Raw genomic sequence first — 24,287 nt, 5'->3', positions numbered from 1 at the left:
CAGTGTGGTCCCGATTCCCGGCTGATTCCAGCGAATCAGCCGGGAAGTCGAAACCTTGAACGGCTAAGGCGCCCTTTAGACTGCGATTGCGGCCAACGCGGCAGCCGGTTCCTTCGCGGGGAACGACGGCGGGTTGACGCCTGCCATTTCCTCCATGACCCGGACTACCTGGCAGCTGTAGCCGAACTCGTTGTCGTACCAGACGTAGAGGATGACGTTCTTGTCATTGGAGATCGTGGCGAGGCCATCCACGATGCCGGCCCGGCGTGAGCCGACGAAGTCCGTGGACACAACCTCGGGGGAATCGATGTAGTCGATCTGCTTGCGCAGGTCCGAATGCAGCGACATCTGGCGCAGGTAGTCGTTCACCTCATCCTTGGTGGTGCCGTTTTCCAGGCTCAGGTTCAGGATGGCCAGCGACACGTCCGGGGTGGGGACGCGGATGGAACTGCCGGTGAGTTTGCCCTCAAGTTCGGGGAGCGCCTTGGCCACCGCGGTGGCCGCGCCGGTTTCGGTGATCACCATGTTCAGCGCGGCGGAACGGCCGCGGCGGTCACCCTTGTGGAAGTTGTCGATCAGGTTCTGGTCGTTGGTGAACGAGTGGACGGTCTCAACGTGGCCGTGGATCACTCCGAACCTGTCGTTGATGGCCTTCAGCACCGGGGTAATGGCGTTGGTGGTGCACGACGCGGCGGAAACGATCTGATCCGAGTCCAGGATGCTGCCGTGGTTGATGCCGTGCACGATGTTCTTCAGCGCGCCCTTGCCCGGTGCGGTGAGCAGGACACGGGCCGCGCCCTTGCTCTGCAGGTGCTGGGACAGGCCCTCGGCATCGCGCCAGCGGCCGGTGTTGTCAACCACCAGGGCGTCCTTGATGCCGTAAGCGGTGTAATCGATGGTGGCAGGGTTGTCCGAGTAGATGACCTGGACCTGCACGCCGTTGGCGGTGATGGTGTTGGCTTCCTCGTCCACGCGGATGGTGCCCTCGAACGGGCCGTGGACCGAGTCGCGGCGCAGCAGGCTGGCACGCTTGACGATGTCCTTGTCCGAACCGCGGCGCACCACGATGGCGCGCAGTCGCAGGCCGTGGCCACCGCCTGCCTTTTCGATCAGGAGGCGGGCCAGCAGGCGGCCGATGCGGCCAAACCCGTACAGCACAACGTCGGTGCTAGTGCGGTTGTCAGCCCCGCGCTTGCCAACAACGTCGGCCAGTTCGGCGCGGAGGAACTCCTCCAGGGAAGCGCCGTTGCCTTCAAGCTTGTACTTCTCGGTCAGGCGTGCCACGTCGATGGCTGCTGCGCCAAGTTCCAGCTCCGCCAGGGTGTTCAGCAGCGGTGCGGTTTCCTCAAGCAGGAGCTCGCTGTTGCTCATGCGGCGGGCGAACCGATGCGCTTTGAGGATGTTCATGGTGGACTTGTTGATCAGGCTGCGGCCGTGGATGCTCGTCACCACGTTGTTTTCGCGGTACAGCCGGCCAATCACCGGAATCATGGCCTCAGCGAGAGCCTCCCGGCCCATCCACGTATCTAGACAAGAATCTGACGTCTGGCTCACAGAACTACCTTCCTCGGTTCAGCCGCATACGTCCTCGTATGCGGTTGTCGGCCACCTGACGTTGTCCAGGGGCTCTGGCACCGGCGGGGTTCTGCCCCGGGTGCCGTGGAGAAGCGCAAAGAAAAACCACCGGCTGCGAACGCAGACCCGGTGGCAGAACTTCTACGTTCGCTCTCTATTCTAAGCCGGGGCACCGCACTGCGGGACGCCGTGGGACGTGAAGTCACTCACATGCCTTACGGCGGGAGGTTGTGGGATGGGTTGACCGATACGCCGGGTTCTGTGCTCCCGTGCCGTTACCAGCGCGGGAGTAGCGGCCATCCATCTACGGACGCCGTTGCCGACGCCCTCCAGCGGCCTACCCGGACACTCGGGCGGGCAGCCCTCAAACGTGTCCTGTCTGGCCTTGCTCCGGGTGGGGTTTACCTAGCCTTCCCGGTCACCCGGGAAGCTGGTGGTCTCTTACACCACCGTTTCACCCTTACCTGCTGCCTTCCGTTGCCGGCGGACGCAGGCGGTCTTTTCTCTGTGGCACTGGCCTGCGGGTTACCCCGAGTGGGTGTTACCCACCACCCTGCCCTGCGGAGCCCGGACGTTCCTCGAGCCACTTGCGTGACGCGCGGCCGCCTGGTCAACCCATCCGGAACCCAGTCTACCGGGGAAGGAGGCGCCGCCGCCGCCGGTAGGATCGTACGGTGCTGATTCTGCTTCCCCCCTCTGAAGGCAAGACCCCCGCGGTCCGGGGATCCGCCGTCGACTGGCCTTCCCTGAGCTTTCCGGCCCTTAACAGGCACCGGGCCGCCGTCCTTGAAGCGCTGGGTACGGTAAGTGCGCATGAGGATGCCCTCGCTTTGTTGGGCGTCGGCGCATCGTTGAGGGACGACGTCGACCGCAACACCCGGCTCCACGCGGAACCGGCGGCGCCCGCGCACCAGATTTATACGGGTGTCCTGTACGACGCCCTGGGGTACAAAACGCTGACGCCGACGCAGCGCCGCAAAGCCGACGAATCAGTTCTGGTGGTATCCGCGTTGTGGGGCGTCATCCGTTTCGCCGACCGGGTGCCCGCGTACCGGCTGTCGATGGGAACTGCACTGCCCGACGTCGGCCGCCTTGCCTCGTTCTGGAAGCCGCAGCTTTCGGAGGCCCTCACTGAGGCGGCGTCCGGGCACCTGCTGGTGGACTGCCGCTCCAGCACCTACGCGGCGGCGTGGGCGCCGCCGCCCGCGCAGACCGTGGCGGTCAACGTGTTCACCGAGGTGAACGGCGTGCGCAAGGTGGTGAGCCACTTCGCGAAACATACCCGGGGCGAGCTGGCGCGGCACCTGCTGGCCCGCCGCGGCCGCGACCCGGAGACCCCGGCGCAGCTGCTCAAGGCGGCCCGCGAAAAATGGGAAGCGGAGCTCGTGGAGGGCTCAGCGCGGAAGCCGCACACCCTGAACATCATCCTCCCCAACTAAGTAGCGCTATCTGTCGTTTTGACCTCTCAAAACGACAGATAGCGCTACTTAGTTGGGTGTTAGGCAGTCGGGGCGGGTGCGTTCCACTCGGCCGAGCGCACCAGGATGGCGCCGGAATCCGGGCAGAACACGATGTCGTCCTCGGCGGCGGCCTTGATCTCGGCGAGGTCCCCGGGGCTCAGTTTCATTCCTGAGGCCTCCGACGTGCCGTGGAACAGTCGGGCCGCGCCCACACCGCGCTTGGCGAGGGTCTTTTCGTAGACTGCCAGCATCCCCGCATCGAGTCCGGCGGCGAATTCATCACGCTGGGCGCGGACGACATTCGCTTCGGCGTCCACCTCGGCCAGGGCTTCGTCGAGCTCGGCACGGATGCCGCTGAAGGAGCCCTGGATGTCATCAACGATCTGCTGTTGGGCGGCCTGCCGGGCGCGCAGGGAGTCGAGGCGTTCCAGCACTTCGAGCTCAACGTCTTCAAGATCTGACCGGCGCTTGTTCAGCGAGGCAATATCCTTCTGCAGGGCTACGAGATCCTTGGACAGTCCCGTTCCGCTGTTGAGCCGGGCTTCGTCGCGTTCAATCCGGGAAGCCACCTGCTCCACGTCGGCCTCGGCCCGCTTGAGTTCGGCTTCAGCGTCATGGACGGCGACCTTGGCGCCGCCCAGTTCACCATTGGCCACCGACAGCGCGGCCTCGAGGTCGGTGATCCTCGGATCGTTGCTAAGGGTACGGCGGCGGTTCTGCAGGGACTTGAGCTTCGCGTCCAGCCCTTGCAGTTCGAGCAACTTCAACTGTTCCGCCGGTGCTGCCTTAGCCAACTGCTACCTCCGTTTGTTTCCTGCCGGCCGGAACCGGGCACCCGATCGGCGCTGTATAGACTCTAGCGCCTGGCCCGCTCCCCTGCCTCGCATCCCGGGCTTAGCCCGGAGTCAGAATGAAGTCCCAGGGGTCACTGTTGGTGTTGCTCACCTGGATCTCGACGTCGTGCCCCTGATCGGCGAGCACGTTGCCCAGGGCTGATGCGGCGGCCGGCAGCCAGAGCCACTCGCTGGCAAAGTGGGAAACGTCGATCAGGTACGGCCTGCCGTCCACCGCCGCTTCGCGGGCTTCGGACGCGGGATGGTGGCGGAGGTCGGCCGTGACATAGACGTCAGCGTTACTGGCCCGCACCTCGTCGAACAGGGAGTCACCCGCGCCGCCGCACACCGCAACGCGGCGCACCAGGCCGTCTTTGTCGCCGGACACGCGGACTCCCCCGGCCACTGCGGGAAGGATGCCGAAAACCCGTGCGGCGAAATCGCCCAGGCTCATCACGTCGGCGAGATCCCCCACCCGGCCGATGCCTTCTTCGGGCAGCCCGTTCGCGGCCACGGTCAGCGGGGCCACGTCCTCCAGCCCTAGCGCATCAGCCAGGACATCGGAAACCCCGCCCACGGCCGAATCACCATTGGTGTGGACGGTCAGCAGTGCCGTTCCGGACTCAATGAGCCGGTGGATGGCCTGCCCTTTTGCAGTTGTGGCAGCCACCGAGGTGACGCCTTTGAGGAGCAACGGGTGGTGAGTGATCAGCAGCTCTGCGCCCCACTCCACGGCTTCCTCAATCACCGCAAGGGTGGGATCCACGGCGAACATCACCCGGGTGACCTGTGCGGCGGGATGACCGGCCACCAGGCCCACCTCGTCCCAGTTTTCAGCCAGCGACTCCGGCCAGAGTTCCTCGACGGCCAAAAGCACCTGTCCCAGGGTGGGAGCCGGGGACTCCGCGGGGGCGTCGCCGCCGGATCCGGTGCCGCCGCTGCCCGCATCTGTAACGCCGGTGTCTGCAGATTCCATAGACTCAGTTTTACCCCATCGGGCGGTTTAGCCGGAGTGTGTCGCCGTCTCGTAGTGTGGTCAGGGAATCATCCGGGGCACTCAACCATTGAAGAGGTCATGAAAACTTTTGTTCTGGGCGGAGGCTGCTTCTGGTGTTTGGACGCTGTCTACCAAAAAACCAGGGGCGTCTCCTCGGTAATTTCCGGCTATACGGGCGGCCACGATCCGCACCCTGACTACTATTCGGTCTGCAGTGGAACCACGGGCCACGCAGAAGCAGTGGCGGTGACCTTTGACGAAACAGTCATTCCTCCCGAGGTCATCCTGGACATGTTCTTCGCGCTGCACGATCCCACCACGCTCAACCGCCAGGGGTACGACGTCGGGACCCAGTACCGCTCGTCCATGTTCTACGAGACCCTCGAAGAGAAGATTCTTTTCGAGGAGGCCATTGATCGCAACCAGGCGCTGTGGTCCCACCCGATAGTCACCGAGGTCAGCCGGTTGTCACGGTTCTACGTAGCTGAGGACATCCACCAGGACTACTACGCCAAGTTCCCCGAGCAGGGCTACTGCCAGGTGATCATCAACCCCAAGCTCGCGAAGGCCCGGAAATATTACTCTGCATGGCTTAATGCTTAGCAGGGGCCAGCAGGCCATCGTTAGGCTGACCTCAGCATTCACTCTTGAGAGATAGGCATATCCCCATGGCACGGATCTATGACGATGTAACGCAGCTGGTCGGCGGCACCCCGCTGGTCCGCCTGAACCGGCTCACCGAGGGCCTGGGTGCCAGCGTGGCCGTCAAACTTGAGTTCTACAACCCGGCCAACAGCGTCAAGGACCGCATCGGCGTGGCCATCGTCGACGCCGCCGAGAAGTCCGGTGCCCTCAAGCCCGGCGGCACCATCGTCGAAGGCACCTCCGGCAACACCGGTATCGCCCTGGCCATGGTGGGCGCTGCCCGCGGTTACAAGGTCATCCTGACCATGCCCGAAACCATGTCCACCGAGCGTCGCGTGATGCTCCGTGCGTTCGGCGCCGAGATTGTGCTGACCCCGGGCTCCGAGGGCATGCGCGGTGCCGTGGAGAAGGCCCAGGAAATCGTGGCCAACACGGAGAACTCGATCTGGGCCCAGCAGTTCGCCAACGAGGCCAACCCGGAGATCCACCGCACCACCACGGCCGAGGAAATCTGGTCCGACACCGACGGCAAGGTGGACATCTTCGTCGCCGGCATCGGCACCGGCGGAACCGTCACCGGCGTCGGGCAGGTCCTGAAGGAGCGCAACCCGGACGTCCAGATTGTTGCCATCGAACCGAAGGACTCCGCCATCCTGAACGGTGGCGCTCCGGGGCCGCACAAAATCCAGGGCATCGGTGCGAACTTCATCCCCGAAATCCTGGACACCAACGTTTACGACGAAGTCCTGGATGCCACCCTCGAAGATTCGGTGCGCGTTGCCCGTGACCTCGGCGTCAAGGAAGGCATCCTCGGCGGCATCTCCTCCGGCGCCATCGTCTGGGGCGCCCTGGAACTTGCCAAGCGCCCGGAGAATGCGGGCAAGCTGATCGTCGCTGTAGTGTGCGACTTCGGTGAGCGTTACATCTCCACCGTGCTCTATGACGACATCCGCGGCTGATTCAGCCTTTGTCGCCTCGTTTCCTGTAGAAAGAACTTTGTGGGCTTTTTCGCAAGACTGAAGGAAGACCTCGACGCCGCCCGGTCACACGACCCGGCGGCTCGAGGTTCTTTTGAGAACTTTTTCGCTTATTCAGGGCTGCACGCCATCTGGATCCACAGGCTGACGCACCGCCTGTGGCAAACCCCGGGCCTGCGTTTCCCGGCCCGGCTGGTGTCCCAGCTGGGGCGCTTCCTGACGGGCATCGAGATTCATCCCGGCGCCACCATCGGACGCCGCTTCTTCATTGACCACGGCATGGGTGTGGTCATTGGGGAGACCGCCGAAATCGGCGAAGACGTCATGATCTACCACGGCGTTACCCTCGGTGGCCGCTCCCTGGCCAAGGTCAAGCGTCACCCCACCATCGAGGACCGGGTGACCATCGGTGCCGGCGCCAAAATCCTGGGACCCATCACCATCGGGCGGGACAGCGCCGTGGGCGCCAACGCCGTTGTGGTGAAGGACGCGCCGCCGGAATCGATCGTGACCGGAGTCCCCGCCAAGTGGCGTCACCGGGACGCGCAGCGCGAAACGAAACCCGCGGTGGACCCGGCCGAGTACGACATCGAATACCGGATTTGACCCCTACGTGTTCGTGGTGGCCGTATGGCCGCCGGCCACCCGCTTCAGCACCAGCATGACCACCGGGTCGAACAGCCTGTCGGGCAGTATCCGCCTCAGGGCAAGGATGGCCCGGGCCCCGCTACCCACCGGGTAACGGGTCCGGGGCCGTGCCGCGGTGGCCGCATGCAGCACCGCTGCGGCAATGACCTGTGGCTGCGACGATGTCCCCGCCCGGCCCGTGGACGCCAGCGCGCCGGCCGCCAGCTGTGCCTGGGAGGCATACGGACCTGCACCACTGGTCTCCCGAAGCCCCTGGGCGGCGATACTTCCCCACTCGGAGATGGTACTGGCCGGCTCGATGATCGAGACGCTGATGCCGTGTGGCTTCAGCTCCAGCCGCAGCGAGTCGCTCAGACCCTCGACAGCGAATTTCGAGGCGTGGTACCAGGAACCAAGCGGCTCGTAGAATTTTCCGCCGATCGATGAGACGTTGATGATGCGTCCGCGGCCAGCCAGCCGCATCGCGGGCAAAACCAGCTGCGTCATCCTGGCCAGCCCGAAAACATTCACCTCAAATTGGCGCCGGCCTTCGGCCAGGTCCACCTCTTCGAGCGCTCCATAGGATCCGTAGCCGGCGTTGTTGACCAGGACGTCTATCCGTCCGCGCTCTTCAAGGACACGTCCGACGGCGGCGCGCATCGAATCATCGTCCGTCACGTCAATTGCCAGGACCTGGATTCCGAGCGCAGCCAGCGGCTCCATCCGGTCCGTCCGGCGGGCTCCCGCGTACACCAGGAAACCGTGGCTTCTGAGGTGTTTGGCCGCCTCGAACCCTATTCCGGTGGAGGCTCCGGTGATGAATGCGACTGGTTTGGGCACCGTGGACTCCTTGGCTGGACGGACACCGCTGGTGCCGTGAAACGCCAACGGCCGGCAGCTCCAAGAATATCCTTGGCGGTGCCGGCCGCAGGGGCAGTAACGCGGGTGTTAGTGCGTGTCCACTGCTTCGATTTCGGACTTGTCCTCGCCCCAGAGGGTGTGGAAAGTGCCCTCTGCGTCGACACGTCCATAGGTGTGGGCACCGAAGAGGTCGCGCTGGCCCTGGATCAGGGCGGCTGCTACGCGCTTGCGGCGCAGGCCGTCGTAGTACGCCAGGGAGGAGGAGAATACAGGTACCGGGATGCCCAGCTGGACGGCGGTGGCAACGACGCGGCGCCAGGCCGGGAGTGCGTCAGCAATTGCCTGGGTGAAGGCTGGTGCGAAGAGCAGGTTTGCGGGCTTTTCGTCAGCGGCGTACGCCTTGGTGATGTCCTTAAGCAGCTCGGCACGGATGATGCAGCCGGCCCGCCACAGGGATGCGATCTCGTCCAGCTTGAGGTCCCAGCCGTATTCCTTGGCGGAGGACGTCAGCATGTCCAGGCCCTGCGCGTAGGAGACCAGCTTGGAGGCGTACAGCGCCTGCCGGACGTCCTCAACGAAGGTTTCGGGGATTTCCACGGCGGCTTCCCCGCCGGCCAGCAGCTCCTGGCCGAGCTTGCGCTGCTCTGCCTGGGAAGAAAGTCCACGGGCGAAGACGGACTCGGCGATGCCGGATACCGGGGAGCCGAGTTCAAGGGCGGAGATGACGGTCCAGCGGCCGGTGCCCTTCTGGCCTGCGGCGTCAACCACAATGTCCACGAACGGCTTGCCCGTCCTGGCATCAACGTGGGCCAGGACCTCGGCGGAAATTTCGATCAGGAATGAGGACAGGTCGCCCTTGTTCCACTCGGTGAAAATCTTGGCCTGTTCGGCGGGCTCGATGCCTGCACCTGAACGAAGGAGGTCGAAAGCTTCGCCGATGACCTGCATGTCGGCGTATTCGATGCCGTTGTGGACCATCTTGACGAAGTGGCCGGCGCCGTCGGTGCCGACCCAGGCGCAGCACGGCTCGCCGTCAACCTTGGCGGCAATCTTTTCAAGCAGCGGGCCCAGGGCCTTGTAGGACTCCTTGGAGCCGCCCGGCATGATGGAGGGGCCGTTCAGTGCGCCTTCTTCGCCGCCGGAAACGCCGACGCCTACGAAGTGGAGGTCCTTCTTGGCCAGCGCGGCTTCGCGGCGGCGGGTGTCCTCGTAGTGCGAGTTGCCGGCGTCGATGATGATGTCCCCGGCTTCCAGCAGCGGCTCAAGCTGCTCGATGACGGAGTCAACCGGCTTGCCGGCCTTGACCATGATCAGGACGCGGCGGGGCTTCTCCAGGGAGTCCACCAGTTCCTGCAGGGTTTCGGTACGGATGAAGTCGCCGTCCGTGCCGTGCTTCTCAAGCAGGGCGTCGGTCTTTTCCACCGACCTGTTGTGCAGGGCAACCGTGAAGCCGTTGCGGGCCAGGTTGCGGGCCAGGTTTGCTCCCATCACCGCAAGGCCGGTGACACCGATGTGTGCAGACATCAAAAACTCCAATTCATTGTGTGCAGTGGATGTGCAGATGGCTCCGCAATCGCTGCGAAGCACACTCTGACGAACCGATGGATCCTAATAAAGCATATATATTCGAGGCGCCGAGGGGAAGCACCGCCCACTTTGTGGAACGCAGCGGGTCATTCCCCGTCTAGGCTTGACGTCATGTCCACCAGCCTGCACCACCGTGCCATTGAGAATGTTGGCACCCGAATCATCACGGGCGACCTCCCCCCTGGCCACGTTATGCTGGCCGAGCAGTTGGAGGAAGAGCTGAAGGTTTCCCGCTCCGTGGTCCGCGAAGCCGTGCGCGTCCTTCAGTCACTGGGCCTGGTTGAAACCATCAAACGCGTTGGCATCCGGGTCCTGCCGCCCAGCCGCTGGAACCCCTACGATCCGCAGGTCATCCGGTGGCGGCTGTCCAGCGAGGGCCGCGGCGCCCAGCTCAGGTCGCTGATCGAGCTGCGATCCGCCGTCGAGCCGGCCGCTGCTGAGTTGGCAGCGAAGAATGCACCTGCGGCGCTGCGCACTGAGCTTGTGGACATTGCCCATGCCCTGCGCGACGCCGGCCACAGTGGTGACGGGCAAAAGTTCCTTGACCTGGACATCGCCTTCCACTCCGTGCTGCTCTCCGGATCGGGCAACGAAATGTTCGCCAACCTGATGGGCCAGGTGGCCGAAACCCTGACCGGCCGCACGGTCCACGGCCTGATGCCTGACCATCCCCACGAAGGCGCGCTCCAGTGGCACGTGGACCTCGCCGAGGCGGTTGCGGCCGGCGACGCCGCCGCGGCCCGGAACGCCTCCGAACAGATCATGCGGCGCACGACGTCCCGGCTCTCCGGAACATGGACAGATCAGCCGCGGGTGTTCATTCCCGTTCGCAGGAACTGAATATTCGCCAGAGCTGACCCGACGGCGGCGTTTACTGCTCCTGTGGTTTGAAGTTGAGGAGGACTTTGCCGGATTGGGCGGAGTTTTTGGCGGTGGTGAAGGCGTCGAGTCCCTGGCTCAGGGGGTAGTCGTGGGTGATGACGGGCCCGATGTGCAAGGTGCCGTCGGCGAGGGCGGTGATGACGTCATCGATCTCGTCGTTGAACCGGAATGAGCCTTTGAGGTCCAGTTCGCGGGTGATGGCCAGGGAGATCAGGACCGGCTGGGGTCCGGTGGGCAGCAGCCCGACCATGACCACTGTCCCGCCGCGGGCCGCGCCCCGGATGGCCGAGGCCAGGCCGTGGTGGCTGCCGGAGGATTCGATCACGATATCGGCCTGCACGGCCGCGATCGTGTCCGCGTCCGGTGCCTGCAGGACCGCGTCCGCCCCGACCGCCCGGGCGATCTCCAGCGGCATGGGGTGCATGTCGACGGCGGTGATCCGGGCCGCGCCGGCACGTTTGAGGACCGCAACACACAGGGCCCCGATCGGGCCGGACCCGATCACCAGGGCGGACTTGCCGGCCACGTCCCCGGCCCGGGCCACCGCATGCCAGGCCACCGATGCGGGCTCGATCAGCGCCGCGGTGCGCAGGTCCAGGGTCTCCGGCAGGGCCCGGAGCATCCGGGCGGGCAGGTTCACGTAGCGGGCGAACGCCCCGTCGGTGTGCGGGAACCGCGCCGCGGACCCCAGGTACGTGCAGCCCGGAGACAGGTTCGGCCGCTCCCCCGGGTACCGGACCGTCCCGTCACCGGGTCCCGGGGTCGCCGGGTGGACCGCGACCGGGGTCCCCGCGGCCGGGCCCGTCCCGTCCGCCGCGGCAACCACCACAACACCGGAAATCTCGTGCCCCAGCACCATCGGGGCCTTCAGGATCGACTCGCCGGCCGCGCCGTGGAGCCAGTAATGCAGGTCCGACCCGCAAATCCCGCCGTACGCGACCTCCACCACCGCCTCATCCGGTCCCGGCACCGCGAGCGGCACGTCCTCGATCCGCAGATCCCCCGCCGCATACGCCACCACGGCCGGGCCGGAGACGGGCAGGGCTGTCCCTGCTGCCGGGGCTGTCCCGTGGGTTTCCCGGGCTGACCCTGTCACTGCTGAGGCCTCCATCAGACCACCACCGTCATGCCGCCGTCGATAAAGATCGTCTGGCCGTTGACAAAATCCGACCCGTCCGAGGCCAGCCACACCGCGGGCCCGGCCAGGTCCTGCACGGTCCCCCACCGGTGCGCCGGGGTCCGGCCCAGGATCCAGGCATTGAACTGCTCATCGTCCACCAGGTTCTGCGTCATCTCCGTATGGATATACCCCGGCGCGATCCCGTTGATCTGCAACCCCGAGCCCGCCCACTCGGCCGTCATCGCCCGGGTCAGGTTCCGCAACCCGCCCTTCGCCGCCACATACGGGGCGATCGTGGGCCGGGCCAGGTCCGTCTGCACCGAACAAATATTAATGATCTTGCCCTTCCCACGCGGGATCATGTGCCGGGCAGCCGCCCGGCCCACCAAAAACGCGCTGGTCAGGTCCGTGGCGATCACCCGCTCCCAATCCGCGACGTCCAGCTCCAGCATCGGCACCCGGTGCTGGATCCCGGCGTTATTCACCAAAATCCGCAACGGGCCCACATGCTCCTCCACCCACGCCACACCCCGCGCAGCCTCCGCATCACTGGTGACATCAAACGCGACACTATGGACCCGGCCCGGCGCGAAATCGGCAGCCAACGCCGCCTCCGCCGCCTTCAACCGCTCCGGATTAATCCCGTTCAACACCACCGTCGCCCCGGCCTCAGCCAACGCCCGCGCCAACGCAAAACCAATCCCCCGGCTCGACCCCGTCACCAAAGCAACCCGACCCGTCAAATCAAAAAGCCCGCTCATGCACTGTCCCTTTCGTAGCGCTGTCCGCTGCTGCGTCGCTGAGTTGTGAAATTGCCTGGCGGACCACGGCAAGGTCCTTCTCGCCCAGGCCCTGCCGCTTCAGTTCCGCGTAAAGTTCGACGCCGGCAGTCGCCATGGGCACGGCAGCACCGACCGCCCGGGCTGACTCGAGCACAAAGGAAAGGTCCTTGTGCATGAATTTCGCCGGGCCCGTGGGAGTGTAGTCCTTGCGGACCAGCCGCGGCCCCACATTGTCGAGCACGCGGCTGCCGGCCAGACCGCCGGCCAGGACGTCAAAGAGTGCTGCCGGATCCATGCCGGAACGCTCAGCGAGCTCTGCCGCCTCGGCGAGTGCCGCCGTCGTGGTTCCCACGATGAGTTGGTTGCATGCCTTGGCCAGCGACCCCGAGCCCAAGGGCCCCATGTGCCGGACCGTGGTTCCCATCGCCGCAAAGAAGGGCGTGAGCCGCTCGAAGTCATCGGCTGTACCGCCTGCCATGATCGCCAGGGTGCCGTCGGCTGCCCCCTTGGTTCCGCCGCTGACCGGAGCATCCACCACCACGGCGCGGCCGCCGCTCGCCTCACGGACGCGGCGGCCGAAGTCCTGGACCCTGGCCGGCGAAACAGAGCTCATGACCACCACCGCGGTGCCGGCATTCGGTGGCGTGTCGGCCCAGCTCGCCAGCAGCCCTTCCGCTGCCTCCTCGATGAAGGACAGGTCAGGCAGCATAAACGCGATAACCGGCAGGTCCCGCAGCGCTGCAACATCCGGCGCGTGGCGGCCGCCCTTTAGCGCCAGCTGCCGCAGGGGTCCGGCGGAACGGTTCCAGGCAGAAACGTCCCAGCCGGCGCGGAGCAGATTCTCGGCCATGGGCAGCCCCATCAGTCCAAGGCCCACAAAGCCCGCTCGTTTGTCTTCCATCAATCGGCCTCGACTCACATCGTGGTGTGGTTAATGTAGGGAAATCTGTCCAATATCCTAGCCGCTATTCAGTATGATGAACAGTATGACGACTCAAACCACCGTCGCGATCGCCGTCCCGCTCGAAGCAGAGCTCGTGGACCGCATCCGCGCAGTAGACCCCTCCGTGACCGTCCTCTATGAGCCGGACCTCCTTCCGCCCGAACGTTTTCCTGCCGACCACTCCGGGGATCCGGACTTCAAGCGGACGCCCGCGCAGGAGGAGCGGTACTGGGACATGCTCACCAAAGCACAGGTCCTGTATGGCCTGCCGAATGAAAGCCCGGCCGGCCTGGCCCGCATCGCCCGCGAGAACCCGCGGCTCCAGTGGGTTCACGCCATGGCCGCCGGAGCCGGCGGAGCTGTCAAGGCATCCGGGCTGGACCAGGAGACACTGCGGAAGTTCAAGGTGACCACATCGGCCGGCGTCCACGCCCTGCCCCTCGCCGAATTCGCCGCCCTGGGGATCCTCAACGGCTTCAAGCGCAGCGGCGAACTGGTCCAGGACCAGGCCGCCAAGGTGTGGCCCGAACTGCGGACCCCCACCCGGCTGGTCAGCGGTTCCACGCTGGTGGTCACCGGACTGGGCGAGATCGGCCTGGAGACCGCGCGGATCGCCCGGGCCCTGGGCATGAAGGTCAGCGGCACGAAACGCACAGTGGAACCCATCGAGGGAATCGAGCAGGTTGCGGACAACGACGGACTCGCCGGGCTCCTTGCCACTGCCGATGCCGTGGTGAACACCCTGCCAGGCACGCCGTTTACGGAGAAGCTGTTCAACCGTGACGTCTTTGCCGCAATGAAACCCGGAACGGTGTTTGTGAACGTCGGCCGCGGCACCGTGGTGGACGAGGACGCGCTCCTGGAGGCCCTCAACAACGGCCAGGTGTCCTACGCCTGCCTGGACGTCTTCGCCGTGGAGCCCCTTCCCCGGGACAGCCCGCTGTGGGAACATCCCAAGGTCCTGGTATCACCGCACACCTCGGCTCTCAGTGCGGCAGAAAACCGACTCATCGCCGAGCGTTTCGCCAGCAACCTCCGCACGTTCCTCGACGGCGGCGACCTGCCGCACCTGGTGGACCCGGTCCACTTCTACTAGATAACCGCCCCGTTTCACCTTTGAGCCCCTGCCGGACTCCTGGCACCAGGATCCGGCAGGGGCTCTTCGCGTCCCCTGACTTGTCGGCTCGAGTGCAGCCTTCCACTGGCGACGTGCCGGACATCGACCAGGAGCCGGTCAGTGACCCAGCCCCAGCGGTCCAGCCGCTCCCACGGAACGCCGAAAGGCGGCCTGCCCGTTTCCCGGGAAGGCCGCCTTTCTACTGTTGGGGCAGGCTTAGCTAGCTTGCATCCTCCACGAGGACCAGGTCACGGCCGTTCGTCTCAGGTGTAAAGAACGTGGTTCCGAAGGAGATCAGCGCCAGGACCAGCGAGTAAATCGCGGGGACCAGCCAGGAGTGGCCGGTGGCGGCCAAAAGGGCCACACCGATCATGGGGGCGAATCCGCCGGCGAGCACGGCTGAGAGTTCCCGGCTCAGGGCCACGCCTGTGAAGCGGTGCTGGGCGCCGAAGAGTTCAGGCAGCAGGGCGCACTGCGGGCCGAGCATGGACTGCACGCCCAGGGAGATGCCGACCACCATGACCACCCAGACGAGGGTGACGTTGCCCAGGGTGACCAGGTAGAAGGCCGGCAGGGCGATGATCGCCTGGAAGAGTGCGCCGTAGCGGTAGACGGGCACTCGGCCGAAGCGATCGGACAGGGCGCCGAAGGTGACCACCATGACGGCCGCGAACCCGGCGGCGATGAGCAGGCCCGTGGGGCCGATGAACTTGTCACCGGCGAAGACGCCGGCGGGCAGGCTGATGAAGGACACCAGGAGCGCGGAGTAGATGGACGAGTTGCCGTTTTCACCCATCCGAAGGCCAATGCCGATGAGCACGTTCTTCTTTGAGTGCTTCCAGATCTGCGTGACCGGGTTCTTCACCACGGCCTTGTGCTTCTCAAGCTCCTGGAACACCGGGGTTTCCTTGAGGCGGAGCCTGATGAAGACCGCGATGACAATCAGGATGACGCTCGCCAGGAAGGGTATGCGCCACAGCCAGCCCTGGAGCACTTCCTTGTCGGCCAGTGCCATGAGGGCGAAAGTGCCTGCACCCAGGAGTGTGCCGAGCTGGATGCCAACGAAGGGCAGGGAAGCGAAGAACCCGCGACGGCGGCGCGGGGCGACCTCTGAAATCAGCGTGGTGGCACCTGCCTGCTCGGCACCGGCGCCCAGTCCCTGGAGGATGCGGAGGGCAACCAGGAGGACAGCCCCAAGCATTCCGGCCTGCTCGAAGGTGGGCAGGAGCCCGATGGCGAAGCTTGCCATCCCCATGAGGCCAATGGTCAGGATCAGGACCATCTTCCGGCCGAACCGGTCACCGATGTAGCCGAAGACGATGCCGCCGAACGGCCGGGCGGCAAAGCCCACGCCGTAGGTAGCAAAGGACGCAATGACAGCACCGCTTTCGCCGAGGGGCGAGAAGAACAGCGGCCCGAAGATGAGAGCGGATGCCAGGCCGTAGATGTAGAAGTCGTAGTACTCCAGGGCGGAGCCCACTGAGCTGGCAAGAGTTGCCCTTCGCAGCTGCTCCGGATCGACGACGGCGCCGTCCGCGTCAGCCTGCGGTGATTTAGTACGAGTTGTCACAAGAACTCCCTCAAAAACACTCCAGGCCCCCGTTGGCCTGGTGGGTTAGCGACGACACCTGTTGTGCGGATCACTATACTGAACAGAGTACAGCAAGTTGAACAGGTTGCAAGAGATCTTCTCGAATGTTGCTGCGGCAGAGCAGCTGCAGGCTGTGGGCGGGCAGCCGGCGGACTTACCCCATGGGATTGCCCAGGGATTGGGCGAGCTCACTCAGCTCCTTGACCATCTGGGACCCCTGCTCCTCGGTGTAGGTCGCTTTCAGGGCCGTGACGGACAGGCCCAGGCTCGGCCCGTGGGCACCGCGGGTGGGGACAGCCACCGCGAGGCACACAACACCTGTGGTGGATTCTTCATCCTCGAAGGCGTAGCCCTGCTCGCGGATGGTTCGCAGCTGGCCTTTCAGATCAGCGCCGGTGCGCAGCGATTTGGGCGTGAGGACGGGCAGTTCCGCGTCGTCCGGGAACATGGCGTCAATGTCATAGTCATTGAGCCGCGCGATCAGTGCCTTGCCCACGGCGCACAGCGAGACCGGCATCTTGTCGCCGATATTGGAGGTCAGGCGGACTGCCGGGTGCCCCTCATAGCGGGCCAGGTAGATGACGTTGCTGCCATCGAGCATGGCAATCCGGACAGTTTCCCCCGAAAGTGTGGGCGCCTGCTCACAGAAGCGGTAGAACTCCTGCACCTCATCGAGCCGGCTCAAATACGCGGCACCCAGCTCCACCAGCTTGCGGCCCAGCGTGAACTCGGCGCCCTGGCGGCTGATGAGCCGTGCTTCTTCCAGTGCCAGCAAAAGGTTCGATGTTGACGACTTCGGAATCCCCAGCTCGCGGGCCAGGTCGCTCAGCGTCAGGCGCCCGGTGGAGGAAGCCGCCAGGGCATCCATGACGGCAGCAGCCCTGGTGACCGCCGGCGCCGGCGAGGTGCTCCCCAGGCCATCGGAGGAACGGGGTGTGCGGGAATCGGCCATGATTCTCCTTCAATCGGCACGCCGGGGCGCTTCACGTTTATGTGTCCAATCCACTGAACACTAACCATCATAATGGCTGCAGGCTCATCGGGCGGCGGTGAAACTTTGCGCCGCTCCTGCGGCTCGGACACGAAATGACGGGCATTTGTTTGTTTCCGGAAGTTCACTGTATATTCATGGAAGACCCTCCACCGCGGCATCCCCCAATAGTCGCGGTGGAGGGTTTTCCAATGCCCGGACAACCGGGCTCCGGGCCTCAGGCCGCATCGGCGGCCGCCTCCCGCAGCCGCCAGCCGCCGCCCAGGCCATCCCGTTCCAGCACCATAGTGGTCAGCGCGGACTGTGGGTTGCGTCCCAGCCTCACCTGGACCTGGAGGACCTCTATATCCACGCGGCCCAGGCCCTTGGGCATCCGACGCTCCTGCTCCCACCAGCTCACACGTTCAAACCATCTCACCGCTTCGGCACCGACGGCCCATTCCCTGCCGTTGCTGACAACCGACGTCGGCGTCCCGTCCCGGGACGTCTTGACCACCACAAATTCCATACGGGGAACACTAGGGACGGGCACTGACAATCAAGCGCAGGCGTCGAGGCAGCCCCTTATGGGGAGCAACGAAAAACCCCGCCTGTTCCGGCCGCAGGGGCCTGGAACAAACGGGGTTTTGGTGGTGGGTCCTACCGGGATCGAACCGATGACATCCACGGTGTAAACGTGGCGCTCTACCAGCTGAGCTAAAGACCCGAACGGCCGGTTTCCGCAGTTCAGCGCGTCAACCAACGAACATAAACTCTACCCGATGCACTGGAGCAAAAGCCAATCCGCCGCCCCCGGCACAGGTCGTAGCACTGGTTCGGCGGAATCAGAGATCGGGAAGTTCGTTTGCCAGCCACGTCAGGGACTCGCTGACGCCGGCGTGAAGCTTGATGGTGGCCTGGGGGTCTCCGCGGGTCTCCCCGCGGTTGATGATGACCACCGGCTTACCGGACTTTGCAGCGTGCCGGACGAACCGCAAACCGCTCATCACCGTCAGTGACGATCCCGCCACGAGGAGGGCCCCGGCGTCGTCCACCATCGCGTAGGCGGCTTCCACCCGGTCTTTCGGCACATTCTCCCCGAAGTAGACGAAGTCGGGTTTGAGCGTTCCGCCGCAGGCGGGGCAGCCCGCGACAACAAAACCGGAGATGAGGGCGGCGTCGTCAACAGTAGCGTCAGCGTCGGGTGCGATTTCCACCATGCCGGATTCGGTGGCGCGCTCCAGGAACCCGGGGTTCAGTTCTGAAAGCACCCCGGCCAGCAGGCGCCGGCTGTAGGTCCGCCTGCACTCCAGGCAAACTACCTGGTCGTACCGGCCGTGGAGGTCGATGACTTTGATGCTGCCGGCGTCTTCGTGGAGCCGGTCAACGTTCTGGGTGATGAGGCCGGTCAGCAGCCTGCGCCGTTCCAGTTCCGCCGCTGCCCGGTGCCCCTGGTTGGGGTCGGCGTGGCGCATGTGGGACCAGCCGATGTGATTCCTGGCCCAATAGCGCTGCCGGTTGGCGGCGTCGCGCACGAATTCCTGATAGGTCATCGGTGACCGTGGCGCAGCGTCCGGACCGCGGTAATCCGGTATGCCGGAATCCGTGCTCAGCCCGGCACCGGTCAGCAGCGCCAGGGGCTCGCCGGCCAGCAGCAGCCGGACTTTCTCCAGACCCTGAAGGTGCTCAGCGGAAAGCGCCGCGGGGGCGGCGGCGGGCAGGCTGGCGAAGCCCGTCAAGCCAACGCCAACACCCTGCCGCTGCTGGTCCATACGGCTTCAGGCCTGTTCCAGGCCCGTCAGAACGTCGCGGTATGCGGACAGCTCGCGGGCCTGTCCACGCGGATTCACCACGACATAGCGGATGATGCCCGCTGCATCGATGATGAACGTTCCGCGCCCGGCCATCCCGGTCTCCTGATCGAAGACGCCGTAAGTGCTTGCCACTGCCCCGTGGGGCCAGAAGTCAGCCAGCAGATCGAAGCCGTAGGCTTCCTTTTCGGCATAAGCGCGCAGACTGAACTTACTGTCAACGGAGATCGCCAAGACCGTAGCGCGGGCGTCCTCGAACAGTGCCAGGTTGTCGCGGATTTCACACAGTTCGCCGGTGCAGATGCCCGAAAAAGCGAACGGATAGAACACCAGGACAACGTTCTGCCCGCGGAAGGAGGACAGCCGTACAGGCTCCCCGAACTGGTTGACCAGCTCAAAATCCGGGGCGGACTCCCCCACCGCGGGGACAGGCCCGGCGGCGACGGAAAGCGCTGCCGTCACTTGTTCTTCTTACTGACCAGCCGGGTGGCGCTCCAGTCCTTGGAGACACCGGCCGAGGTGGTCAGGTGCAGGCCGGCCGTGGGAGCCGCTTCCTGGATTTCCGCCGGCGAGACGTAGCCCTGCCGCCCGGACTTGGGCGTAAGCACCCAGACGACTCCGCCTTCACTGAGCGTGGTCAGCGAATCCATGAGGGTATCCACCAGATCGCCGTCGCCCTCGCGCCACCAAAAAATGACGGCGTCCACAACGTCATGATCGTCTTCATCCAGGAGCTCGGACCCGGTCAGGTCCTCAATATCCTCACGCAAGTCGAAATCGACGTCATCGTCGTAACCGAACTCCTGAATCAGATCCCCGTTTTTGAAACCCAATTTTTCCGCCACATTTACCGAAGTGGCGGCGTCGGCCTCGCTCACGTGTTCCTCCAATGCCTAATACATGCATAACGCATAGTGATTTCCATTACTCCAAGCCAACACCCTTTGTGCCTGCGCTTCAAGCTGCCCGGCCCGCGATCCGCCATATTCTGCGTCACATAACGGGCCGTCAGCCTGCAGTGCAGCGGCTTTCGTCACACAACCAGTATGACGGCGAAATACAACTGCAGTGCCACGGAGGCGGCTACGCATCGCGCTTGAGTCGGAGCTAGAGTGGCTGATGACAACTATGCCTGCGGGGCGACCGCCTGGAATGGAATGCAGACATAGGCGTGATAGGACCCTGCCCGGCGCACATGACCGGGCTTGTTGTAACCGATACGTCGCACACGTCGCACTCATTCCGGACAGTCACCCTGCCCGTTGTGAAGGCGCCGATGCATGCGCGCAAAGAGAGGTTGGACGTGGCTGCAGGAGAAGATACCTCCCATATCCTCAGCGGGTTGACTAACCAGCTGCCTGATCGTGATCCGGAAGAGACCGCCGAATGGGTTGAGTCCCTGGATGCGTTGATCAGGGAACAGGGCACCGAGCGTGCCCAATACATCATGCGGAGCCTGCTGCAGCGTGCCGGCGCGCAAAGCGTGGGCGTGCCGATGGTGACCACCACGGACTACGTGAACACCATCCCGGTGGACCAGGAAGCACAGTTCCCCGGCAACGAGGAATACGAGCGCCGCTACCGGGCGTACATGCGCTGGAACGCGGCCATCATGGTGCACCGGGCGCAGAAGGCCAACATCGGCGTGGGCGGGCACATCTCCACCTATGCCGGGGCCGCGACGCTGTACGAGGTGGGCTTCAACCACTTCTTCCGCGGCAAGGACCACCCCGGCGGCGGGGACCAGGTCTTCTTCCAGGGCCACGCCTCCCCCGGCATGTACGCCCGGGCGTTTATGGAAGGCCGGCTGACCGAGCAGGACCTGGACGGGTTCCGGCAGGAGAAGTCCAAGGAAGGCCACGCGCTCTCCTCCTACCCGCACCCGCGGCTGATGCCCGGGTTCTGGGAATTCCCCACCGTGTCCATGGGCATCGGGCCGATGAACGCGATCTACCAGGCCCAGTCCAACCGGTACCTGCACAACCGCGGGCTGAAGGACACCTCGGACCAGCAGGTCTGGGCGTTCCTCGGCGACGGGGAAATGGACGAGCCCGAGTCCCGCGGCCTGCTCCAGCTCGCCGCGAACGAGAACCTGGACAACCTGAACTTCGTGATCAACTGCAACCTCCAGCGCCTGGACGGGCCGGTGCGCGGCAACGGCAAGATCATGCAGGAACTCGAAGCGTTCTTCCGCGGCGCGGGCTGGAACGTCATCAAGGTCGTCTGGGGCCGGGAGTGGGATGACCTGCTTACCCAGGACACCGACGGGTCGCTCGTGAAGATCATGAACGAGACCCCGGACGGTGACTACCAGACCTACAAGGCAGAATCGGGCGGGTTCGTCCGGGAGCACTTCTTCGGCAAGACCCCGCAGACCAAGGACATGGTCGCGGACCTTTCCGACGATGACATCTGGAACCTCAAGCGCGGCGGGCACGATTACCGCAAGGTCTACGCCGCGTACAAGGCAGCCACCGAATTCAAGGGCAAACCCACCGTCATCCTGGCCAAAACGGTCAAGGGCTACGGCCTCGGACCGCACTTCGAGGGCCGCAACGCCACCCACCAGATGAAGAAACTCACCCTGGATGACCTGAAGAAGTTCCGCGACCACCTGCGGATTCCGGTCACCGACGAGCAGCTGGAAAAGGACCTGTACTCACCGCCGTACTTCCACCCGGGCAGTGATGCACCGGAAATCAAGTACATGATGGAGCGCCGGGCCGAGCTCGGCGGCGCTGTGCCGGAGCGCCGCTCCAAGCACCAGGACATTACCCTTCCGGACGCCAAGTCCTATGAGGTGGCCAAGCGGGGCAGCGGCAAGCAGCAGGCCGCGACCACCATGGCGTTCGTCCGGCTCCTCAAGGACCTCATGCGGGACAAGAACTTCGGCAAGCACATCGCCCCGATCATCCCCGATGAAGCCCGCACGTTCGGCATGGACGCGTTCTTCCCCACGGCCAAGATCTACAACCCCAAGGGCCAGAACTACCTGTCCGTGGACCGGGACCTCGTCCTGGCCTACAAAGAATCCGCCCAGGGCCAGCTGATCCACCCCGGCATCAACGAAGCCGGCGCCGTCGCGGCGTTCACCGCCGCCGGCACCGCCTACGCCACCCACGGGGTGCCGCTGATCCCGGTCTACGTGTTCTACTCCATGTTCGGCTTCCAGCGCACCGGCGACGCCTTCTGGGCAGCCGGTGACCAGATGGCCCGCGGCTTCATCATCGGCGCCACCGCCGGCCGGACCACCCTCACCGGTGAAGGCCTCCAGCACGCCGACGGCCATTCCCCGCTGCTGGCCTCCACGAACCCCGCCGTGGTCACCTACGACCCCGCCTACGGGTACGAAATGGGCCACATCATCCGCGACGGCATCGAACGCATGTACGGGCCGGACTCTGAAGACCGTAACCTCATGTACTACCTCACGGTCTACAACGAGCCCATCACCCAGCCCGCAGAACCCGAGGACCTTGATGTTGAAGGCCTCCTGAAGGGCATCTACCTGGTGGCACCGGCCAAGATCGACGGTCCCCGCACCCAGATCCTGGCCTCCGGCGTCTCCGTCCCCTGGGCCATCGAAGCCCAGCGGCTCCTCGCCGAAGACTGGGGCGTCTCAGCAGATGTCTGGTCCGTCACGTCCTGGAACGAACTGCGCCGCGACGGCATGGCCGCCGAGGAAGAAGCGTTCCTGAACCCGGGCAAACCCGCCCGCGTACCCTTCGTGACCGCCCAGCTCGCAGGCGCCACTGGCCCCGTAGTCGCCGTCTCGGACTACATGAAAGCCGTCCCGGACCAGATCCGCCAATTCGTCCCCAACGAATTCGCAACCCTCGGCGCAGACGGCTTCGGCTTCTCCGACACCCGCGCAGCAGCCCGCCGCTTCTTCAAGAACGACATCCACTCCATCGTGGTCCGTTCCCTGGAGATGTTGTCGCGCCGCGGTGAAGTCGATGCCCAGGCTCCGGCCCAGGCCATCGAGAAGTACCGCCTGCACAACGTCAATGCCGGTTCCACCGGCAACGCAGGCGGCGAATCCTGAGGCAATTCCCGCTGAGGTTCCGGCAGCGGAAATGAACGACGACGGCGGCCCCCACCCGAAGGTGAGGGCCGCCGTCGTCGTCTGCCGGCTTCCCCCGCGCAGCGCCGGGCTGTGACGCAGCTCCACCCGCGTTGTAGCCTTTGCACAAATGGAGCTTGGGCGGCGGGCACCGTATGCTCAGAAGATGCCTGAGCCCACCACCCCTACTGCGAAGCGCAAGCCAACCTCGCGCAGCACCACTCCGGAGAAATCCGAAACCCTGAAGAAGCTCCGGGCAAGTGTTGGCCAGCTGTCCACCACCACGCTTCGCCAGCTGGAGAAGTCGCTCCCCTGGTACTCCCGGCTCAGCTCGGAAGAGCGCTCGGCCCTGGGCATGGTGGCACAGAACGGCATCGCAGCGTTTGTCACCTGGTACGAGCGTCCCAGCTCGCCGTCGTGGATCCTCACCGACGTCTTCGGGACTGCCCCCACAGAACTGACCCGGTCCATCAGCCTGCAAAAGGCCCTTCAGCTCATCCGGATCGTGGTGGAGGTGGTGGAAGACCAGGTGCCGGTCATCGCGCCGGAAGCGGACCAGCCCTCCCTGCGCGAAGCGGTCCTTCGGTACTCCCGTGAGGTGGCCTTCGCCGCTGCGGATGTCTACGCCAGGGCAGCTGAGTCGCGCGGATCGTGGGACACCCGGCTGGAAGCGTTGATCGTGGACGCCATCCTCCGCGGGGAAAACACCGATGCCCTCCGGTCCAGGATTGCAGCGCTCGGTTGGAAAGCCCAAGAGCGGTTCACTGTCATGGTGGGGAATTCGCCATCGGAACCGAGCGCCAGTTACGTCAGCGAACTGCGCCGGCTGGCAGGCCGCTACGCGGAAGACGCGCTGGTGGGCATACAGGGCGACCGGCTGATCCTGATCCTGGGCGGTGTCCAGGACCGCGAAACCGCGTACCAGAAGCTCAGCGAAATGTTCGCCCCGGGACCGGTGGTCTATGGCCCGGAAGCAGGGTCCCTGCTGGAAGCCAGCAGCTCGGCCCAGTCTGCTTTTGCCGGCCTCACCGCCGCGCGGGCCTGGCCTTCCGCGCCCCGGCCGGTTGCCGCCGACGACCTGCTGCCGGAACGCGTCATTTCCGGTGACGAAGCCGCGCGGCGCTCCCTGGTCAAGAACATCTACCGTCCACTGGTTGCCGCCTCAAACGGGCTGGTGGAAACCCTGGGAACCTACCTCGAACTCGGCCACTCCCTTGAGGCGACGGCACGGGAACTGTTTGTCCACGCCAACACCGTGAGGTACCGGCTCAAGCGGGTCTGCGATGTTACGGGCTGGGATCCGCTGCTTCCCCGCGAGGCGTTTGTGCTGCAGGCGGCCCTGGTGGTGGGACGGCTTTCAGCGCCGCCAAAAGCGCCCGCCGAACGTCATCCGGCGCGGAATCAGGTCTGAGTGGTTGTAGACTTCCTACAATCTGACCCCTTGAG

Annotated in this window: 22 protein-coding genes, 1 tRNA gene and 1 other RNA gene; 8 read left to right on the top strand and 16 right to left on the bottom strand. The window is 65.0% G+C overall.

Features of this window, described 5'->3' with window-relative positions:
• Window positions 1-75 precede the first annotated feature (75 nt).
• Window positions 76-1,554: a glyceraldehyde-3-phosphate dehydrogenase gene (locus tag GUV69_RS02110; RefSeq protein WP_164199296.1), complete on the bottom strand. Its 1,479-nt coding sequence runs from the start codon at window positions 1,552-1,554 to the stop codon at window positions 76-78.
• Window positions 1,555-1,807: 253 nt separating this feature from the next.
• Window positions 1,808-2,193, bottom strand: an RNA gene (rnpB, locus tag GUV69_RS02105) — RNase P RNA component class A.
• Between the two features lie 56 nt (window positions 2,194-2,249).
• On the opposite strand from rnpB, the gene GUV69_RS02100 reads away from it, so the two are divergent.
• On the top strand, window positions 2,250-3,014 hold the full coding sequence (locus GUV69_RS02100) for a YaaA family protein (RefSeq protein WP_164199294.1): 765 nt from the start codon (window positions 2,250-2,252) through the stop codon (window positions 3,012-3,014).
• A gap of 59 nt (window positions 3,015-3,073) precedes the next feature.
• On the opposite strand, the gene GUV69_RS02095 is transcribed toward GUV69_RS02100, so the two are convergent.
• Both GUV69_RS02095 and GUV69_RS02090 read right to left on the bottom strand, forming a co-directional pair.
• A complete protein-coding gene (locus GUV69_RS02095) occupies window positions 3,074-3,829 on the bottom strand; it encodes a zinc ribbon domain-containing protein (RefSeq protein WP_164199292.1) in 756 nt (251 codons plus the stop codon).
• 100 nt (window positions 3,830-3,929) lie between these two features.
• Entirely contained in the window at window positions 3,930-4,844 is a 915-nt protein-coding gene (locus tag GUV69_RS02090) for a Nif3-like dinuclear metal center hexameric protein (RefSeq protein ID WP_164199290.1), read from the bottom strand.
• A gap of 99 nt (window positions 4,845-4,943) precedes the next feature.
• On the opposite strand from GUV69_RS02090, the gene msrA reads away from it, so the two are divergent.
• The 3 genes from msrA (at window position 4,944) to epsC (ending at window position 7,093) form a co-directional block, all read left to right on the top strand.
• A complete protein-coding gene (gene msrA / locus GUV69_RS02085) occupies window positions 4,944-5,468 on the top strand; it encodes a peptide-methionine (S)-S-oxide reductase MsrA (RefSeq protein ID WP_164199289.1) in 525 nt (174 codons plus the stop codon).
• A gap of 65 nt (window positions 5,469-5,533) precedes the next feature.
• Window positions 5,534-6,469, top strand: a complete 936-nt coding sequence (gene cysK, locus GUV69_RS02080; RefSeq protein WP_164199287.1) for a cysteine synthase A — start codon at window positions 5,534-5,536, stop codon at window positions 6,467-6,469.
• Between the two features lie 39 nt (window positions 6,470-6,508).
• The gene (gene epsC, locus GUV69_RS02075) at window positions 6,509-7,093 is read left to right on the top strand and encodes a serine O-acetyltransferase EpsC (RefSeq protein ID WP_164199285.1); all 585 of its coding nucleotides are present in this window, start codon (window positions 6,509-6,511) and stop codon (window positions 7,091-7,093) included.
• Between the two features lie 3 nt (window positions 7,094-7,096).
• On the opposite strand, the gene GUV69_RS02070 is transcribed toward epsC, so the two are convergent.
• Window positions 7,097-7,954: an oxidoreductase gene (locus GUV69_RS02070; protein ID WP_164199283.1), complete on the bottom strand. Its 858-nt coding sequence runs from the start codon at window positions 7,952-7,954 to the stop codon at window positions 7,097-7,099.
• Window positions 7,955-8,062: 108 nt separating this feature from the next.
• On the bottom strand, window positions 8,063-9,499 hold the full coding sequence (gene gndA / locus GUV69_RS02065; protein ID WP_164199281.1) for an NADP-dependent phosphogluconate dehydrogenase: 1,437 nt from the start codon (window positions 9,497-9,499) through the stop codon (window positions 8,063-8,065).
• Between the two features lie 174 nt (window positions 9,500-9,673).
• Between gndA and GUV69_RS02060 the strand changes: the two genes are divergently transcribed.
• Complete coding sequence (locus GUV69_RS02060; RefSeq protein WP_164199279.1) at window positions 9,674-10,402, top strand: FadR/GntR family transcriptional regulator; 729 nt, start codon at window positions 9,674-9,676, stop codon at window positions 10,400-10,402.
• A gap of 31 nt (window positions 10,403-10,433) precedes the next feature.
• Here the strand turns inward: GUV69_RS02060 and GUV69_RS02055 are convergent, their stop codons facing one another.
• The 3 genes from GUV69_RS02055 to GUV69_RS02045 are packed head-to-tail and all read right to left on the bottom strand — an operon-like array spanning window position 10,434 to window position 13,247.
• Window positions 10,434-11,555 carry an L-idonate 5-dehydrogenase gene (locus GUV69_RS02055; RefSeq protein WP_164199277.1) on the bottom strand — a complete coding sequence of 374 codons (1,122 nt, stop codon included), beginning with the start codon at window positions 11,553-11,555 and terminating at the stop codon, window positions 10,434-10,436.
• Complete coding sequence (locus tag GUV69_RS02050) at window positions 11,555-12,325, bottom strand: SDR family oxidoreductase (RefSeq protein ID WP_164199275.1); 771 nt, start codon at window positions 12,323-12,325, stop codon at window positions 11,555-11,557. Before GUV69_RS02050 ends, GUV69_RS02055 begins: the two co-directional genes overlap by 1 nt.
• Entirely contained in the window at window positions 12,309-13,247 is a 939-nt protein-coding gene (locus tag GUV69_RS02045; RefSeq protein WP_164199273.1) for an NAD(P)-dependent oxidoreductase, read from the bottom strand. Before GUV69_RS02045 ends, GUV69_RS02050 begins: the two co-directional genes overlap by 17 nt.
• A gap of 73 nt (window positions 13,248-13,320) precedes the next feature.
• Here GUV69_RS02045 and GUV69_RS02040 point away from each other — a divergent pair, with 73 nt between their 5' ends.
• Window positions 13,321-14,385: an NAD(P)-dependent oxidoreductase gene (locus tag GUV69_RS02040; protein ID WP_164199271.1), complete on the top strand. Its 1,065-nt coding sequence runs from the start codon at window positions 13,321-13,323 to the stop codon at window positions 14,383-14,385.
• A 241-nt stretch (window positions 14,386-14,626) separates the two neighbouring features.
• Here GUV69_RS02040 and GUV69_RS02035 read toward each other — a convergent pair whose 3' ends face one another.
• The 7 genes from GUV69_RS02035 to GUV69_RS02005 all read right to left on the bottom strand — a co-directional run bounded on the left by GUV69_RS02035 (window position 14,627) and on the right by GUV69_RS02005 (window position 19,656).
• Window positions 14,627-15,976, bottom strand: a complete 1,350-nt coding sequence (locus tag GUV69_RS02035; RefSeq protein ID WP_164199269.1) for an MFS transporter — start codon at window positions 15,974-15,976, stop codon at window positions 14,627-14,629.
• 175 nt (window positions 15,977-16,151) lie between these two features.
• Window positions 16,152-16,949: an IclR family transcriptional regulator gene (locus GUV69_RS02030; protein WP_164199267.1), complete on the bottom strand. Its 798-nt coding sequence runs from the start codon at window positions 16,947-16,949 to the stop codon at window positions 16,152-16,154.
• A gap of 256 nt (window positions 16,950-17,205) precedes the next feature.
• Window positions 17,206-17,496, bottom strand: coding sequence for a hypothetical protein (locus GUV69_RS02025; protein WP_164199265.1), 291 nt, complete (start codon window positions 17,494-17,496; stop codon window positions 17,206-17,208).
• A gap of 122 nt (window positions 17,497-17,618) precedes the next feature.
• Window positions 17,619-17,694: transfer RNA gene (locus tag GUV69_RS02020), tRNA-Val, on the bottom strand.
• 118 nt (window positions 17,695-17,812) lie between these two features.
• Window positions 17,813-18,739: a Sir2 family NAD-dependent protein deacetylase gene (locus GUV69_RS02015; protein ID WP_164199263.1), complete on the bottom strand. Its 927-nt coding sequence runs from the start codon at window positions 18,737-18,739 to the stop codon at window positions 17,813-17,815.
• Between the two features lie 6 nt (window positions 18,740-18,745).
• The gene (locus GUV69_RS02010; protein WP_164199261.1) at window positions 18,746-19,240 is read right to left on the bottom strand and encodes a peroxiredoxin; all 495 of its coding nucleotides are present in this window, start codon (window positions 19,238-19,240) and stop codon (window positions 18,746-18,748) included.
• Entirely contained in the window at window positions 19,237-19,656 is a 420-nt protein-coding gene (locus GUV69_RS02005; RefSeq protein ID WP_164199259.1) for a DUF3052 domain-containing protein, read from the bottom strand. The genes GUV69_RS02010 and GUV69_RS02005 overlap by 4 nt, the downstream gene beginning before the upstream one ends.
• 398 nt (window positions 19,657-20,054) lie before the next feature.
• Between GUV69_RS02005 and aceE the strand changes: the two genes are divergently transcribed.
• Both aceE and GUV69_RS01995 read left to right on the top strand, forming a co-directional pair.
• Window positions 20,055-22,823 (top strand): pyruvate dehydrogenase (acetyl-transferring), homodimeric type, encoded by a 2,769-nt coding sequence (aceE, locus tag GUV69_RS02000; RefSeq protein WP_208786692.1) that lies wholly within the window; start codon window positions 20,055-20,057, stop codon window positions 22,821-22,823.
• 184 nt (window positions 22,824-23,007) lie between these two features.
• Entirely contained in the window at window positions 23,008-24,252 is a 1,245-nt protein-coding gene (locus GUV69_RS01995; RefSeq protein ID WP_164199255.1) for a PucR family transcriptional regulator, read from the top strand.
• Window positions 24,253-24,287: the final 35 nt, after the last annotated feature.

Source organism: [Micrococcus luteus] ATCC 49442, assembly GCF_010367585.1.
Taxonomy (GTDB): Bacteria; Actinomycetota; Actinomycetes; order Actinomycetales; family Micrococcaceae; genus Arthrobacter; species Arthrobacter luteus_A.
The sequence above is the reverse complement of the archived record's forward strand: the minus strand, read 5'-3'. Positions and strand labels throughout refer to the sequence as shown.